Below are 16,200 nucleotides of genomic sequence, written 5' to 3'. Positions count from 1 at the left end.
GACAGGATCACCAGAGCCTATGATCCGACGCGCCCTGAAGCTCCCGTATGTCGTCACGGTGGGCGCGCTCGTCGCAGTGGTGTTGGGCATCTTGTCGTACACCCGCCTGCCGGCCGATCTTCTGCCGACCTTCACCACCCCGGCGGTCCAGATCGTGACCTTCTATCCCGGCATGCCGCCCGTCGTGATGGAGCGCGACATCATGAGTCGACTCGAGCGTTGGACGGGCCAATCCGTCGGGATCGAGCATCAGGAAGCGCACGCGATGCTCGGCGTCAGCATCGTTAAGGACTTCTTCCGCGAGGGCATCAGTCTCGATACCGCGATGAGCCAGGTCACGTCCTACGCGATGAGCGACATGTTCTACCTGCCGCCGGGGACGATCCCGCCGATGGTCATGCCCTTCGACCCGACGGCCTCGGTGCCGCTCTGTCTCGTCAGCGTGTCCTCCGACACGATGAGCGAGAAGGAGCTGTACGACGTCGCGTACTACGAGCTGCGGAATCGGCTGCAGTCGATTCCCGGGGTAATCGCGCCGGCCGTTTACGGCGGCAAGCTCCGGCGGATTATCGCGCAGGTTGATCGTGAGCGGCTCGATTCTCGCGGGATGTCGCCGATGGACGTCGTCCGTGCTCTCCACGAGCAATCGGTCTTTGTCCCCGCAGGGAACATCAAGGTCGGCGAGACCGACTACCAGATCTTCGCAAACGCGATGCCGGAGAAGGTGAGCGAGCTGAACGATGTACCCGTCGCGGTCCACGATGGGCGGCCCGTCTTCATGCGCGACGTGGCGAGTGTCCAGGATTCCGCCCAGATCCAGTCGAACATCGTGCGGATCAACGGGCGTCGACAGGTCTACATTCCAATCTACCGCCAGCCGGGTGCCAACACGATCGAGATCGTCGACTCCATTCGCTCGCAGCTCGCCCGCATTCGGCAGCGTCTGCGGGAGATGGATGACCGAGCACAGGATCTCGCGCTCGAAGTAGTCCTGGATCAATCGGTCTATGTTCGGGATTCGATTTCCGGGCTCCAGCTTGCCGCTCTTCTCGGGGCGGTGCTGGCCGCACTTGTCGTCCTGGTATTCTTGCGCGACGTTCGCCTCACCGTCGTCGTGGCTCTGGCGATTCCGCTCGCTACGCTGGTCTCCCTCTTCGGTCTGTGGGCAACCGGTCGGACGATCAATGCGATGACCCTCGGTGGGCTCGCACTCGCCGTGGGGATTCTCGTCGACCAGTCCATCGTTGTGGTCGAGAACATCGTTCGTCACCGGCAGATGGGGAAGGACGCGGCCGAAGCTGCGGCCGCTGGTACGAGCGAGGTGGCCGCGCCGATCGTCGTGTCGACGCTCACCTTCGCCGTCGTGTTCTTTCCGGTCGTCTTCCTGTCGGGGATGGCGCGCTTTCTGTTTACACCGCTCGCGCTCGCCGCCTCGTTCGCGATTCTGGCCTCGCTCGTCGTCGCGGTGACCGTGGTTCCCGCGCTCTGCGCGCGCTTGCTGCAAGGACCTCCGCCGCCGCAGGGCACGCAGCCCGGCGGCGGCATCGCCCGCTACGAGCGTGCGGTCGATGCCGCTCTACGCCATCGGAAGTCCGTTCTCGTGGGGGCCTGCGTTGCGGCCCTGGCCGCCCTGGTTCTCGCCGGGAACCTCGGCACCGAATTGTTCCCGCGGGTCGATGCGGGGCAGTTCCAGGTCTACGTGCGCCTTGCGTCGGGCACGCGGATCGAGCGGTCCGAGGAAATGGTCGCCCGTGTCGAGAAGGTCATCGTCGAGGAGTTGGGGCAGCCGGATCCGGAGTACCCGAAGGTCGAGCGTTATGCGGACTCGCATCTTCAGATGCTCATCTCGAACATCGGTGTCCTTATGGATTGGCCCGCTGCGTACACGCCGAATCGAGGCCCGATGGATTCGTTCCTCCTCGTGCAGCTGAAGGACTCGTCGTCGACCCCCAGCGTCTTCGACATCGTCACGCGCCTGCGCGCGCGGCTTCGCAACGATTTCCCGCAGGCGGAGTTTGCCTTCGACACCGGCGGAATGCTCACCGCGGCCCTGAACTTCGGCGAACCCGCGCCCATTCACTACCAGGTCCGCGGAAGTGATCTCGATACGCTGGGTGACATCGCAGCCGACATCGCGACGGTCGTGGCACAGGTGCCGGGCACCGAAGACGTGCGGGTGTTGCAGCGCAACGACTACCCGACCATCGAAGTCGAGATCGACCGCGTGAAGGCCGCGTTGGCCGGGCTCACGGTCGAAGACGTGATGCACAATCTCGTGACCGCGACGAATTCGAGCATCAACTTCCAGCCGGCATTCTGGATCGACGAGCGAAACGGCAACCACTACTTCATCGGAGCGCAGTATCCCGAGACAGAGCTGATCTCGATCGACACGCTGCGCGACATTCCGCTCACGTCCGACGAGGCGATGGAACCCATACCCCTCGGCACGATCGCGACGATTCACCGCGGTACGGGCCCGTCGTTCGTCAGTCACCGGAACATCACGCGAAGCTTCGACGTCTATGCCGATACGGTCCCCGGCGTGAACCTCGGGGACGCAGTGACCGCGATCGATGAGCATCTGATGGCTGACGAGAACCTGGGTCTCATGCCGTTCGACAGCGGGCGAGAAGAGGTGGCCTACGAGATAGGCGGCCGGTACGCCGGGCGGGGCTACACCCTGGCGGCGAGCGGCGAGATCCAGACGATGCGGGAGTCGTTTCGGCAGTTTGGGGCGGGGCTCCTCATCGCCGTGTTGCTGATCTACCTCTTGATGGTGGCGCAGTTCCGCTCGTTCGTCGATCCGTTGCTGATCCTCGCGACCGTTCCGCTCGGCATGATCGGGGTCTCCCTGGTCCTCTTCGTGACGGGGACCTCCCTCAACATCCAGAGTCTGATGGGCGTGATCATGATGGCTGGTATCGTCGTCGAGTACGGAATTGTCCTGGTGGACTTCGCGAACCGGAATCTCGACGAGACCGGCGACGTCCGGGGCGCGGTCCGCGAGGCGGCGCGGGTTCGTTTCCGTCCGATCTTGATGACGTCTCTCACGACCGTTCTGGCCATCGCTCCGATGGCGGTCGGGCTGGGCGGCGGCGAAGCGAACATTCCCTTGGCCCGCGCGATCATCGGCGGCGTCCTCGGGGCAACGGCCCTCACTCTGTTTGTCCTCCCCTGTCTGTACGCTGTAGTGAAGCGTCCCCCCGCACCGGCCGCGCCGGATCTGGAGTCGTCGCATGCGTGAGATCTTCGCCCTGCTGTTGGTCGTTTCGATGGGCTGCGGGGGCGGCGGGTCGACGTCGGTCGGAACGGGAGCGGGTCTCCCACGCATCGTGACGACACGACCTGCGGTCGAGGACGTCGCGGTGGCGTATATTCTGCCGGGCTCGCTCGAGCCGCAGGAGATGGCCGCGCTTTACGCACGCGTGACGGGCTACCTCGAATCGGTCGACGTCGACATCGGCGACGAGGTGAAGGCGGGAGACCCACTCGCCCGAATCCTCGTCCCCGAGATGGATGCCGACGTGCAGCGTGCACACGCCGAGGTGAAGAGCCGGGCGGCCGAAGTCGAGATCGCCGGCATCACGCGCCGCCGTCTCGAGTCGCTGCGCCGTCGCGAGAAGGATGCGGTCGCGAGTCAGGACGTCGATACGGCGGCAGCGCAGGAGCAGATGGCGATCGCCGGCCTCGCACGGGCTGAGGCGTCCGCCGCGCGTCTGAATCGGCTGGCCGAGTTTTCGGTCGTGCGCGCGCCCTTCGATGGTCGGATTTCCCGCCGTATCCTCCACACGGGGGCGCTCATCCGAGAGGGTTCGACGCCGGGTGCCGAACCGGTCGTGGAGATCGTCCGAACCGATTCGCTCCGCCTGGTCTTCGATGTCCCGGAGAAAATCGTGCCGAGCCTCAAGGTCGGTCAGCCAGTGCGCATCACCCTCGACGCGTTCCCGGGTGAGGAACTGGAAGACACGGTTACGCGCACGGCCGGCGCGCTCGATCCGCGAACGCGCTCGATGCGCGCCGAGGTCGACATCACCGATGCGACGTTGGGTCTCGAGCCCGGCATGTTCGCGCAGGTGCATCTCGGCCTGACGACCCGCGAGGGGGCGCTGGTTCTTCCGTCTCGCGCGGTGCGGGGGCAGGGGAGTGATCGTCACGTTCTCGTCGTCGAAAACGGGGCGCTGGTGCGCCGGCCGGTCGCGGTGGCTTCCGATGATGGACGTCGAGCTGTCGTAGCGTCCGGCCTCGCGGCAGGCGACAACGTCATGCTGAGTGGTTCGCCGTTGGCGCGCGAAGGTGCGGCGGTGGATGTCGCGGAGACCCCGAGCGAATGATCTTGCGTTTCGCTGCACCTGCGACGGCGCTCTTGTGTTCGCTGCTCGTCGCAGGTTGTTCGGCCTTCTTGGGCTACGAGTCCGATCCGTCGTTGATCGAGCCGCCGGTTTTGCCGGCGGAGCTTCAGCCGGAGTTCGCGAAGGCGCCGCCGGTCGCTGTGCCGCTACCCGAGACCGAGTTGCCGGCGCACCTGCAGGTCCGCGCGGTCACCCTCCAGGAAGTCCTTCTGCGAGCAGGCGAGGACAGCATCGCGGTGCTCGATGCGGAAGCGCAGTTGGAGGCTGCGGCCGCGCGTACCCTGGCTGCCGACGCGGCGTTCGTTCCCGGAGTGCGGGGCGACTACCGCGCCTGGCATCTCGACGGTCGGCAGGTCGGATCGTTCGGAGTCGTGGAAGACGTCGCGTTCGGACGCTTCGAGGCGGGTCTCTCGGTTTTCTATCGTCTGAATCCCGGTGGCGCGGTGGAGCAATCGATTTCCGCGCGGTACGGCCAGGATGCTGCGGCCGGAGACGCGGGAGATTCTGCGCGACGTGCGATGGAGAGCGCCGGCCTCGCGTACTTCGACCTACTGCGCTCCCGCGCAGAGGTCGAGATCGCCGACCAACTCGTTGCGGCCACGGAGAGATTCCTCTCGATCGCACGTGCGCGAGCGGCGGCGGAAGTCTCGTCGCGTGCCGACGTCGCGCGCGCCGAGGCGGAGCTCGCGGCGGCGCGCCAGGTGCACATTCGGGCGCGCGGTACGTGGGAGGTCACGAGTGCCACGCTGGCCACGCTTCTGCGTTGGGACCCGACGGTCCTTCTCGCTCCGGCCGAAGCCGAGGTGCGCCCGCACGCACTCGTCGAAGGCGGCGCGGGCGAGTTGGCGGAGCATTCGACTGCTCGCCGTCCCGACGTACGGGCGGCGGAGGCCCGCGCGCAGGCTGCGTTGCACGCAGAGCGCTCCACTTGGTGGAACCTGCTCGGTCCGACGATCGAACTCGAGGGCCGACAGCGCTGGCTCGGAATCGAGGCCGACGATCTGGGCGCGGGCACGATCGGGCTCGCCGCGATCGGCTGGAGCTTTCAGTTGAGCGAGTTGGCGCGGGTGCAGGAAGTGGCCGCCGAGGCACGGTCGAGAGACCTTTCGGCGGCTTTCGCGGCCGAGCAGGCGCGCGGACAGGTCCAGGGAGCCCTCGTCGAGGTCTCGGCGGCCGCCGATGCGATCCCGGAAGCGAACCACGGGGTTCGGGCGGCCGGTCGAAGCTGGCGGATCCAGATCGCTCGCTTTGAAGCCGGCACGGGGCTCGGGCTCGAGGTGATCGAGGCCCAGAATGCGGAGGCCCGGGCCCGCTTGTCGCTCGTCACGTCGATTCTTCGGTACAATGCGGCCCAACTCCGGCTGCTGGCGGCGAGTGGCCTGCTCGATCCGGACATCGTTCGCTGAGCCGGCTTTCCACGATGGTGGAGGGAGCCTTGTCGTGGCGGGGTTGCTCGGGTAGCACCATCCGCAGGAAACGAACCGATGTCCTTGTTCCGTAAACAGATGGGTCGACGCGCCAGCCGCGTCGAGCTTCGACTTCTCGTACCCGTACGAGACGTCGTCGTCGTGGTTAGCCCCGCGAGGCGGACCACTGCGACCGAATGGAATTCGTGACTCTGTAGAAACGAAGAAAACCGACGGTCCCAAAGGCCCGCCTCTCTCGAGAGGCGGGCCTTTTCTTTTTTGGAGCACAGACAAGGAGCGAAAAGATGCAAGGAAGTGCAGCAATTGCGACGGCGCAACAGGAACGCAGCGGCGCCGAGATCGTCTGCGATGTGTTGAAGGCGAACGGAGTTGATGTCGTGTTCGGTTACGGCGGTGGCGCGATTCTGCACTTCTATGATGCGCTTCATCGAGATCCGGCACTGCACCACGTGATGGTGCGGCATGAGCAGGGTGCCGCCCACGCGGCCGCCGGGTATGCGCGCGCGTCGGGGAAGGTGGGCGTGTGCGTGGCTACCAGCGGGCCCGGCGTGACGAATCTGGTCACGGGCATCATGGACGCGCACCTCGATTCCGTTCCCCTCGTCGCGTTGGGAGGACAGGTCGCGACCCCGCTGATCGGCCGGGATGCGTTCCAAGAGACGGACATGCTCTCGATTACGGCGTCCATCACGAAGCACGCATTCCAGCCTCGGTCGGTCGCCGAGGTCGCCGAGGCCATCTCCCGGGCCTTCGAGATCGCGCGTTCCGGCCGGCCGGGGCCCGTGTACGTGGATCTGCCAAAGGACGTGTTGATCGCGACGGCCGCGGTAATCGCCTCGGAGGCGCCGAATTCGCGCGGGGCGACCGAGCCGGAGTGCAATTCGGAAGCGATCGGATCGGCGGCGCGCTTGCTGGCGCAGGCCGAGCGGCCGGTGATGCTCCTCGGCGGTGGTGCAGTGATCGCGGAGTCGCGCGCCGAGGTGATCGCGCTCGCGGAGCGTTTGAAGCTGCCGGTGGTGAGCACGATCAACGCGAAGGGGCTGTTTCCCGAAAGCCACCCGCAGGCACTCGGGATGATCGGGATGTACGGGCGGAAGTCCGGCGTCTGGGCTCTGACCGAAGCGGATGTCGTGCTCGCGCTCGGCAGTCGATTCACGGATCGGATTACGGGGCAGACCGACGCTTTCGCGAAGGGAAAGAAGATCATCCACATCGACGTAGATGCGTATGAGCTCGGCAAGAATGTCCCTGCCGAGATCGCGATTCAGTCGGATGCGCGAACCGCGGCTCGGGCATTGGACGCGGCGTCTATCGGGTTTGCACCGTCTGCGGAGAGGCTGAGCTGGGTGCGTCGAACAGAAGCGGCTCGCGAAGTCTGCGTGCAGTGCGTGCCGCACGTGGCGAGGGTGGGGTCCCATCCGAAGAACGTGATGGATGCGCTTGGTCGTGTGCTGCGGCCGCAGGACATCGTCACGACCGGCGTCGGGCAGCACCAGATGTTCGCGTGTCACTTCCTCGAGTTCGACGAGCCTCGGCGTCTGCTGACCTCGAGCGGCGCGGGGACGATGGGCTACGGCCTCCCGGCGGCCATCGGTGCGGCGAAGGCGTGCCCGGAGTCGCGGGTGTTCGTGGTGGACGGGGATGGCAGCTTTCAGATGACGAGCCAGGAGCTCGCCACCGCGGTGCAGGAGCATCTGCCAGTCATCACCATCGTACTCGACAACGAGCAGCTGGGGATGGTCCGCCAATGGCAGGACCGGGAGTACGAGAGTCGCTGGGAAGCGGTGCGGTTCGACGACCGTCCCGGCCATCCGGACTTCGCGATGCTCGCGCGGTCCTTCGGCGCACACGCCGCAACGGTGTCGGATGATTGCGGGCTGGCGCGCGCGCTGGAGGAGGCGATCGCCTACGGAGGCCCGGCTCTGATCCACGTGTCGATCGATCCCGCGGCCGACAATTTCCCGATGATGCCCGCGGGGCGGACGTTCGCCGAATACGGCGGCAACTGTGTGTCGCGCCCGGGGGAGTTCTTTACACAAGACGAAGCGCAGCGGATCGGTGCTGCGGGGGACGAGGTGATCTCATGAGCACAGACTACTTGCTGCAGGCACGGGCGTTTCATCGTCCGGGAGTGCTAGCCCGGATGACCGGCATGTTCTATCGCCGCGCTCTGAATATCCGGACTCTCTCGGTCGGCGAGGAGGACGAGGAGGGGCTAGTGCCGATCGTGGTGCGCGTAACGGGGCCGGCCGCTGAGATCGAGCGGCTCACCCTCTCGATCCAGAACTTGATCGACGTCACGCACGCCGAGTTTGCGCCGTTTCCTTTGACGGCTCCCGCTGACGGCGGATACGAACTAAAGCCATGACGACACGGATTGTGAAGATGTTGGGAGTGGCGGTGCTCACGGCCGGCCTCTCGGTGCCCCCTGCCTTCGGCGCGTCGCACGAAGAGGAGGCTGAGCCGGCGGCGATGCCGGAGGGGAGTCGCGGTGGTGGTGCAGCCGCTGCGCCGAAGGATGCCGCCGGCGACGGTGCACCGGAAGATGACGCGAAAGATGCCGCGAAGAAGGAGTCGGCGCCGGCCCCGCGCGAAGGCAGCTGAACGACGACCAATCGCTCGCCCGTCGCGGCCCGGCTCTCGGGCTCGCGGCGTGCGGTGCGGTCCTCCTTGCGAGCCAGGCCGGCGTGGCCCCGCTCGCCACCTCGTTCGTGTTCGGCACGGGGCACGCAGAACGACCGTTGGCGACGTTTCTGGGGCTCGAATTCGCTGCGTTCGTGGCCTACTTCCTTGCGGTCGAGATCATACGCCGTGCCCGCTCGCGTCCGTGGCACTTCGGCTTCATCCTCGGGGTCGCGCTCGCGTGCCGATTGGTTCTGGCCCCTGCGGGGATGATCCAGGAGGTCGATCCGTACCGTTACGTCTGGGACGGCCAGACCATCCTCGCGGGTGCGAATCCGTACGTCTTGGCACCCGAAGAGGCCCACGAGGCCGGCGCCGCTCCGGCCGGCGGCCTGGGGCCGGCCGGCCGCTTCGTCTACGAGCGCATCAACTATCGCCACGTACCGACCATCTATCCCCCGGTTGCCCAGGGGCTCTTTGCGATCGGGCAGTGGCTCACGCCGTGGGGGCTCGGCGGGTGGAAGGCGCTCGTGTTCTTCGCCGAAGCCGCGAGCGTGGTTCTTCTGGCCCTTCTTCTGGTTCGCCTCGGTCGCCCGCTTTCGTGGGTCGTGGTCTACGCGTGGAGCCCGCTCGCGCTGAAGGAGTTCTCGAACAGCCTGCACCTCGACGCGTTCGTGGTGTTGGGGCTGAGCGCGTTTCTGCTCGCGGTCGTTCGAGGCCGGTGGCTTCCGGCGTTTGCGGCGATCGCGTGGGTGACGCTCCTCAAGTTCTTTGCAGTGGCTCTGGTGCCGATCGTGGCGGCGCTCGTCTGGCGGCGGGACCGGGCGAGGGCGGTGCAGGGCGTGGTCCTCTTTGGCGCTCTCATCGTCGTGGCGTACCTGCCGTGGGCCGACGCGAGGCTGCAGTTGTTCGACGGATTGTTCGCGTTCGCGCAGGGCTGGCAGCAGAACGACAGTCTCTTCAGCCTCGCGACGTTCGTCGTGGGCGATCACGCACGGGCGCTCTGCGGCCTCTCCATGGCGATCGCGGTGGTCCTCGCGGCCACGTTGGTGCACCGGAACCCGGAACCGATGTGTGCCGCTGGTGCCTCGCTCGTCGTGATCGTGGCGATCTTCCTTCTCGCGCCCACATCGAACCCCTGGTACTTCACCTGGGCTCTGCCGTTCCTCGTCGTGTTCCCGTCGCGCGCGCTTCTCGCTCTGTCGGGTCTCTTGTTTCTGTACTACGCGGACTTTTACTTTCTGTATCGGGGCGAGTCGGAGCGCTTCGAGGTGGTGCGTTGGCTCGAGTACCTGCCGTTCTACTTGTGGCTCGTCGCCGAGTTCTGGCAAGCCCGTCGTGGCGGGCGGCCCGGCTGGCGCGTCTGAGAGATCTGGCGCCGCGCGGGGTCGACATGCCAGACTCCCCGCATGCCCGTACGACTCGAACGGCCCGCCGAACACCCGCATGTGGCCCTCGTGACGATCGATCGTCCCGAGAAGGCGAATAGCCTGAACCTCTCCATGTTGCGCGAGCTCGCCGGCGCTTGGCGAGAGATCGCGGCTGACGACGGCGTGCGGTGCGCGATCGTGACCGGTGGCGGGGGCCGGGTGTTCTGCTCCGGGATGGACATGCGATCCACGATTCCGGTCTCGCAGCGCTTCGCACGCGGCGAAAAGGTCGACGACGACGACTTCGAAGGACTGCGGAGCGTCGCGACGGCTCTCCTTGCCGGCTTCGACCTGCGAACGCCTCTGGTGTGCGCGATCAACGGCCATGCTCGCGCGGGCGGGTTCGACATGATGCTCGCCTCTGAGATCCGTTACGCGGTACCCGAGGCCACCTTTGCTCTTGAAGAGGTTGCTCTCGGGTTCTATCCGACCGGAAACTCCACGGTGCTTCTTCCACAGCAGATCGGCTGGGTGCACGCCCACGAGATCATGCTGACCGCGCGCCCCTTCTCGGCCGAGCGCGCTGTAGACATCGGCGTGGTGAACCGGGTCGTGGAGTCGACGGATCTCCTGGCGACCGCCTTTGAGACCGCCGATGCGATCGCCGGCAATGCGCCGCTCGCTGTGCGGGAAACGCGGCGGGGTGTTCGTGAAATCGTCGGGATGTCGCTCGAAGACGGCTACAGCCGCCAGGAGGCGATCGGTCGCGAGCTTCGGAAGACCGACGATGCGCGTGAGGGCCAGCGCGCCTTCGTCGAGAAGAGGCGGCCGGAGTGGCAAGGGCGCTGAGTTCCGACGTCCCTATGACGTCGTCATTCCGCCGTCGACGATGAACGTCTGCCCTGTCGCGAAGCTTCCGGCGTCGCTCGCCAGGTAGAGGGCCATCCCGATCATCTCTTCGGGAGCGGCCATGCGCTTCACCGGAGCCGCGTCGCGCATCGCGGCCTGAGCGGCGGGATCGGTATTGCGGACCATGTCGGTGTCTACGGTGCCGGGAGCGATCGCGTTCACGCGGATATTGTGCGATGCGAGTTCGTGGGCCATCGTGCGGGTCAATGTACGGAGGCCCGCTTTGCCGGCGGTGTAGAGCCCGACGAATTGCGCGCTCGTGAAGACGCCGGCGCTGATCACATTGATCACAGAAGCGTGCTCGCTCTTCTGGAGATAGGGCAGCGCAAATTGGACCAGGAAGAGCGGGCCGCGGAGGTTCACGGCGATGGACTTGTCGAAGGCCTCGGCCGTGATTTGTCCTACCGGTAGCGCGAGTGCGTTTGCGGCGTTGTTCACCACGATGTCGACGCCGCCGAAACGGTCCACCGTAGCCCTCACGAGATTCTCGAGCGCCCCGATGTCGCCCAGGTGGGTGGGGACGGCGAGGGCTTCGCCGCCGGTGGCCTCGATCTCGGCGACGGTGGCGTCGCAGGCGTTTGCCTTCCGGCTCGCGATGACGACTTTCGCGCCGGCCGCGGCGAATCCCCCGGCGATCGCCTTTCCGATGCCCCGGCTACCGCCGGTGACGATCGCTACCCGGCCGGAAAGGTCGAACATCTTGTCCAGCTGTTCGCGATTTATCATGGTGGCAGGCTAACGGAGGCCCAGGGGGCTTGCTATTCGTGGCTGATGTCCTTCTCTTCCGACGTCCTCTCTATCGAACGCTCCGGCGCGGTTGGCACCTTGTGGCTTGACCGTCCTGAGAAGCGCAACGCCATGTCGCGCGAACTTTGGCAGGGCCTGCCGCACGCGATCGCGGCACTCACGGAGAATCCGGAGATCGGTGCCGTCGTGTTGGCTGGTCGCGGGAAGAGCTTCTGCGTCGGACTGGACCTGACCGACGCGATGGTCGGCCAAGGGGACAAGCCGGCATCGAAAGCCGTTGCGAACCTCGAGCAGATGGAAGTGACCACGGCGTTTCAGAAGGCGATCTCGGCGGTCGCTGCCTGTCCGGTTCCGGTGATCGCCGCGGTGCACGGGCACTGTCTCGGCGGGGGGATCGATCTGATCACCGCGTGTGACATTCGCGTCGCCTCGGCCGACGCGACGTTCAGCATTCGCGAGACCCGCATCGGCATCGTTGCGGATGTAGGCACCTTGCAGCGTCTTCCCAAGGTCGTGAGCGCGGGTCACGTCGCGGAGTTGGCGTACACGGGTAAGGACATCGATGCGGCGCGCGCCGAGAAGATCGGCCTCGTGAACGACGTCTACGCTGACGTCGATACGGTGCTCGCGGCGGCGCGGGGCCTTGCCGAGGAGATCGCCGCGAATGCGCCGATGGCGGTGCGCGGAACGAAGTTCATTCTGCAGCAGAGCGAGGATCTCACGACCGAGCAGAGCCTCCTGTTGAACGGTCTGTGGACGATGGCGACGAGTCTTCAGTCGAACGATCTGCGAGAGGCCGTGACGGCCTTCATGGAAAAGCGCACCCCGGAATTCAGCGGAACCTGATTAGTGGGTCGTCGTCGACTCCTCCGAGAGCACCTCGATGACTTTGCGCCCGAGTTCCTCGGGGCCGAAGGGCTTCTGGAGGAAAGAGGCGGTCTCGGGGAGCGGACGACCGGCGGCGCCGAGTCGGTTGGCGTAGCCCGAAACGAGCAGGACACGCAGGCCGGGCGGCAAGAGGCGCAGCTGCTTGGTGAACTCGACCCCGTCGATGCCGGGCATGACGACGTCGCTCACGACGAGAGCAATCGGGTGTTTCAGCTGACGGACGATCTCGAGAGTTTCTTCTCGGCGTCGAGCCTCCACGACCGTGTGCCCGGCGGTCGTCAGCACTTGAGCGAGGAAACCCCGAACGCGGTCGTCGTCTTCAGTGATCAGGATGTGCTTGGCGGCGGTCTGTGCGGGCCGCGCGGTGGGGACGGCAGCCGCTTCGTCGCCGAGAGCCAGGTAGGGAGGGCCATCCTCCTCGGCCTATCCCAACGGCAGGGCAGCGAAAAGTCCGAACGTCAGTCGATCAGGGATCCGTAGACAATTTGCTTGATCTGTCCGCGAAAATTGAATGTCGCAGAGGGCATGAGCTGGGTCAGGAAGATCACGATCAGTTCCTCCTTCGGGTCGATGAAGAACGCGGTGCTGGCGGCGCCGCCCCATGCGAACTCGCCGCTGCTGCTGGTCACCTTCGCTGCGACCGGGTCGAGGACCACCGAGAAGCCGAGGCCGAACCCCGTGCCTTCGTACTTCGTCTCGCTGAAGGCGCCGACGCTCATCTGGGTGAGGTCTCGGTCCTCCGGCAGGTGGTTCTTCGTCATGTAGTCGATCGTGCGAGGCCCGAGGATCCGCGCGCCGTCGAGTTCGCCGCCGCGCAGAAGCATCGTGCAGAAGCGAAGGTAGTCGTGGGCTGTGGAGACAAGCCCGCCGCCGCCGGAGAAGAGGGTGACGTCTCTGCAGTAGACGCTCTTCTCCGGATCGTCTTGTAAGACGAGTCGCTTGCTGCGCGTTCGCCCGTAACACGCGGCGAAGCGTTCCCGTTCGCTATCGGGGACGGTGAAGCCGGTGTCGGTCATCCCCAGAGGGCCGAGGATGCGATTCTGCAGGAAGCGGTCGTAGGGCTGCCCGGAGATCGTCTGGACCAGGTAGCCGAGCACGTCAGTTGCAACCGAGTAGTTCCAAGAAGTTCCGGGGGAGAACTCGAGCGGGAGCTCGGCGAGTCCCTCGATCATGTCGCGAAGGGTGGGTCCATCGGTGCGCCCGAGGATTCCGAGCTTGCGGTACGCCGCGTCGACGTTCGTGCGTTCCATGAATCCGTAGGTGAGGCCGGCGGTGTGGGTCAGGAGGTCGGCTATCGTCATCGGGCGCTCTGCGCGGCGGGTGACGAACCGGGGATGGTTGCCCGACTCGTAGACGCGCAGGTTCTTCCATTCCGGAATGAAGCGGTGGACGGGATCGGTGAGCTGCACCGAGCCTTCCTCGACGAGCATCATCATCGCGACCGACGTGATGGGCTTCGACATCGAATAGATGCGGAAGAGGACGTCCTCGCGCATCGGCTTCTCGCGCTCGAGGTCCATGGAGCCCTGAGCCTCGCAGTGGACGATGTGGCCCTTGCGGGCGACGATCGTGAGGCAACCCGCGATCTTCGCCGGCACGACGTAGTGCCGTTCGAGGTGATTGGTGATTCGGGCGAGGCCGGGGGTGGACAGGCCGACGTCTTCGGGGCGGGTGATCTCCATTCGTCGTTTCTACCAGCGCGAACTGCGAGTCACGAGCCCTTCCAGAGTGCGATCCGTTCGGGCAGGATGATGGCCGATGCCGACCCCGGACTTGAGCCTCCGCATCCACGAGGCGGCGCTTCTGATCGAAAAGCTGCCGTCGGCGCCTTGTGAGGAGGTTTCGGAGGATTTGAAGCTGCTGTTCCTGACGCTCCACGACGGCGAGGAGGAGCAGCGCAGTACCATTGAGGGCAATATCTGGGAGATCTGGTGCGCGCACGAGGATCCCGAGATCGAGGCCGAGATGGAGCAGGCGATCACCGCGATGAACGCGGGTGAACACGAGCGGGCCGAGGGGATTCTGGACGGGCTGGTCGGCGCGTGGCCCGGCTGGGCCGAAGCCTGGAACAAGCGTGCCACGCTGTACTTCGTCCTGGGCCGTGATGCGGAGAGCGTCGGCGATATTCAACGGACCCTCGAGCTCGAGCCCCGTCACTTCGGGGCCCTCTGCGGTTTCGCGCAGATCGCCGATCGGAACGGCGATGCGCATGCCGCACGGATCGCCCTGGAGCGCGCGCTGGTCGTCCACCCCGGGTTACCCGGCGTGCCATCGGCGATCGAGCAGCTCGGCGCGAATCGAACCGAGACCCTTCACTGATCGCAGCGTGCGCCCGTCAGTTCTGCGGCGGTGTTGGCATCCCGGTGTCGATGATCCGGCGTACGAACGGCTCGTTCGAAAGCTCGGCGAGAACACTCGCCCAGTTCGACTGACCGGTGTTGCCGACGCAAAGAGCCTGGTTGGGCAGGCAACCGATGCGGCCCGGGACCCCCGGGTGGCAGCGTACGGTACGGTCGATACTCTCGACGCCGCCGGTCGCATTCGGATTGGCGGGTACGCAGAACTCGTACGTGAGAGGCTGAAAGCCGGAAGAGGGCCGATTCCCCTGCGGGTCGAGTTGCCGAAGGTTGAACTCCACGACACCCGGGCGCATCGGCATCGGAGGTGCTGCGTTTCCGGTGAGGCTGGCGCAACTCGTGAGGAGAACGAGAGCTGCGAGGAGGATGGAGTTCGAAAGAGGCATTATCTGTTCCTTCATCTTAGAATTGATAGGTGAGCTCTGCGGCCCACAGACGGGGCGGCGCGTAGCCGCGTTGGATGATGCCGAGCGGCCCCGCGATCGGCAAGGTGGATTGGAAATACGTTTCGTCCGCCAGATTGCGCCCCCACAGCGCTACCTGCGCGGGATCGTTCAGGAAGTCGTAGCTGAGGCGCGCGTTGATCAGGTTGTAGCGGCCCTGGGTCGCTTGCGGTAGCTCGGTGCCGACGTCGAACCGTGCTGGCCGGTTGGCATTACATCAACTCGGCGTCTCGGGCGTTCCTGTCGATGGGCGACACGCTGTTGGGCTGAACCCGCTCAGGGCTGCAGCCGGGTTGCGGTCCAGGTCTCGCCGGGCGCGGGGCGCGTCCATACGGCGCGGTCGTGGACCCGCCCGACCCGGCTGACCCAGAGTTCGATCGACTCGGCGACGAGCGTGAGTCCGCCCCAGTGGGGCGGGCGAGGTACGACGTCCTCCTCGCGTACCGCCCCGAAGCGGGCTTGAACGGCGGCGACGGCGGCGAGCAGGTCGGCGCGGGACGCGAGCGGCTCGCTTTGACGGCTCGCCCACGCGCCGATACGGGCCTCGAGCGGTCGGCCGGCAAAGTAGGCGTCGCTCACCTCGTCGGGAGTCCACTCGATCCGGCCTTCGACCCGGGCCTGGCGTGCCGGCCAGTGGAAGGCGATCGCGGCGCGTGGGTCCGCAGCCAGCGCGCGGCCCTTTCGGCTTTCGCGGTTGCTGTACATCGTGAACGCGCCCCGGGCGGCATCGATCTGGCTGCACAGGACCATCCTTACTGACGGCCGACCGTCGGGATCGACGGTCGCCAGGGCGACTGCATGGGGACTTTCCTGACGTTTGGTCTGGAATGCCTCACTCAGCCACTTCTCCACGATCGCAGCCGGCTCCTCCGGCAGCGGATCCTGTGCGAGCCAGGCGTCGACAGTCTCATCCGTGGTCATGCGTAGGCTCTAACTCGGGTCCGCGCGGGGGTCACGCCTCCGGGATCTTTCGCCTCACAAGGGGCTTGGTCGCCGTTTGGGACGTGGTGTATGCCCGACTTTCCAACCGCTGTCTCAACCACGAGGGCTTCACAGGAAGCAGAGAGATTTGTCATGCAAACAGA

General features: G+C 65.9%; 16 protein-coding genes. 11 read left to right on the top strand and 5 right to left on the bottom strand.

Annotated features, from left to right (window positions below):
* Positions 1-19 precede the first annotated feature (19 nt).
* From P8R42_05985 to P8R42_05950, 8 genes are all read left to right on the top strand, one after another.
* Positions 20-3,247: an efflux RND transporter permease subunit gene (locus tag P8R42_05985; protein MDG2304196.1), complete on the top strand. Its 3,228-nt coding sequence runs from the start codon at positions 20-22 to the stop codon at positions 3,245-3,247.
* The gene (locus tag P8R42_05980; GenBank protein ID MDG2304195.1) at positions 3,240-4,334 is read left to right on the top strand and encodes an efflux RND transporter periplasmic adaptor subunit; all 1,095 of its coding nucleotides are present in this window, start codon (positions 3,240-3,242) and stop codon (positions 4,332-4,334) included. The genes P8R42_05985 and P8R42_05980 overlap by 8 nt, the downstream gene beginning before the upstream one ends.
* Positions 4,331-5,758 (top strand): TolC family protein, encoded by a 1,428-nt coding sequence (locus tag P8R42_05975; protein ID MDG2304194.1) that lies wholly within the window; start codon positions 4,331-4,333, stop codon positions 5,756-5,758. The genes P8R42_05980 and P8R42_05975 overlap by 4 nt, the downstream gene beginning before the upstream one ends.
* 305 nt (positions 5,759-6,063) lie before the next feature.
* On the top strand, positions 6,064-7,866 hold the full coding sequence (ilvB, locus tag P8R42_05970; GenBank protein MDG2304193.1) for a biosynthetic-type acetolactate synthase large subunit: 1,803 nt from the start codon (positions 6,064-6,066) through the stop codon (positions 7,864-7,866).
* A complete protein-coding gene (locus P8R42_05965; GenBank protein MDG2304192.1) occupies positions 7,863-8,147 on the top strand; it encodes an ACT domain-containing protein in 285 nt (94 codons plus the stop codon). Before ilvB ends, P8R42_05965 begins: the two co-directional genes overlap by 4 nt.
* On the top strand, positions 8,144-8,383 hold the full coding sequence (locus tag P8R42_05960) for a hypothetical protein (GenBank protein MDG2304191.1): 240 nt from the start codon (positions 8,144-8,146) through the stop codon (positions 8,381-8,383). Before P8R42_05965 ends, P8R42_05960 begins: the two co-directional genes overlap by 4 nt.
* Before the next feature lie 83 nt (positions 8,384-8,466).
* On the top strand, positions 8,467-9,768 hold the full coding sequence (locus P8R42_05955; protein ID MDG2304190.1) for a hypothetical protein: 1,302 nt from the start codon (positions 8,467-8,469) through the stop codon (positions 9,766-9,768).
* 42 nt (positions 9,769-9,810) lie between these two features.
* Complete coding sequence (locus P8R42_05950; GenBank protein ID MDG2304189.1) at positions 9,811-10,620, top strand: enoyl-CoA hydratase-related protein; 810 nt, start codon at positions 9,811-9,813, stop codon at positions 10,618-10,620.
* A 12-nt stretch (positions 10,621-10,632) separates the two neighbouring features.
* Here the strand turns inward: P8R42_05950 and P8R42_05945 are convergent, their stop codons facing one another.
* Positions 10,633-11,403, bottom strand: a complete 771-nt coding sequence (locus P8R42_05945; GenBank protein MDG2304188.1) for a glucose 1-dehydrogenase — start codon at positions 11,401-11,403, stop codon at positions 10,633-10,635.
* 48 nt (positions 11,404-11,451) lie between these two features.
* On the opposite strand from P8R42_05945, the gene P8R42_05940 reads away from it, so the two are divergent.
* A complete protein-coding gene (locus tag P8R42_05940; protein MDG2304187.1) occupies positions 11,452-12,273 on the top strand; it encodes a crotonase/enoyl-CoA hydratase family protein in 822 nt (273 codons plus the stop codon).
* On the opposite strand, the gene P8R42_05935 is transcribed toward P8R42_05940, so the two are convergent.
* The gene (locus tag P8R42_05935) at positions 12,274-12,600 is read right to left on the bottom strand and encodes a response regulator (protein ID MDG2304186.1); all 327 of its coding nucleotides are present in this window, start codon (positions 12,598-12,600) and stop codon (positions 12,274-12,276) included.
* Between P8R42_05935 and P8R42_05930 the strand changes: the two genes are divergently transcribed.
* Complete coding sequence (locus tag P8R42_05930) at positions 12,520-12,795, top strand: hypothetical protein (protein ID MDG2304185.1); 276 nt, start codon at positions 12,520-12,522, stop codon at positions 12,793-12,795. The genes P8R42_05935 and P8R42_05930 overlap by 81 nt on opposite strands.
* Here the strand turns inward: P8R42_05930 and P8R42_05925 are convergent.
* Positions 12,774-13,997, bottom strand: a complete 1,224-nt coding sequence (locus P8R42_05925; GenBank protein MDG2304184.1) for a serine hydrolase — start codon at positions 13,995-13,997, stop codon at positions 12,774-12,776. The two genes, P8R42_05930 and P8R42_05925, sit on opposite strands and share 22 nt — an antisense overlap.
* 76 nt (positions 13,998-14,073) lie before the next feature.
* Here P8R42_05925 and P8R42_05920 point away from each other — a divergent pair, with 76 nt between their 5' ends.
* A complete protein-coding gene (locus P8R42_05920) occupies positions 14,074-14,634 on the top strand; it encodes a hypothetical protein (protein MDG2304183.1) in 561 nt (186 codons plus the stop codon).
* A 16-nt stretch (positions 14,635-14,650) separates the two neighbouring features.
* Here P8R42_05920 and P8R42_05915 read toward each other — a convergent pair whose 3' ends face one another.
* Positions 14,651-15,073: a hypothetical protein gene (locus P8R42_05915; protein ID MDG2304182.1), complete on the bottom strand. Its 423-nt coding sequence runs from the start codon at positions 15,071-15,073 to the stop codon at positions 14,651-14,653.
* A 318-nt stretch (positions 15,074-15,391) separates the two neighbouring features.
* Entirely contained in the window at positions 15,392-16,036 is a 645-nt protein-coding gene (pdxH, locus tag P8R42_05910; GenBank protein MDG2304181.1) for a pyridoxamine 5'-phosphate oxidase, read from the bottom strand.
* Between the last annotated feature and the right edge of the window lie 164 nt (positions 16,037-16,200).

It is taken from the genome of Candidatus Binatia bacterium, from assembly GCA_029243485.1.
Taxonomy (GTDB): domain Bacteria; phylum Desulfobacterota; class Binatia; order UBA12015; family UBA12015; genus VGTG01.
This window is presented reverse-complemented; position numbering and strand designations above follow the sequence as displayed.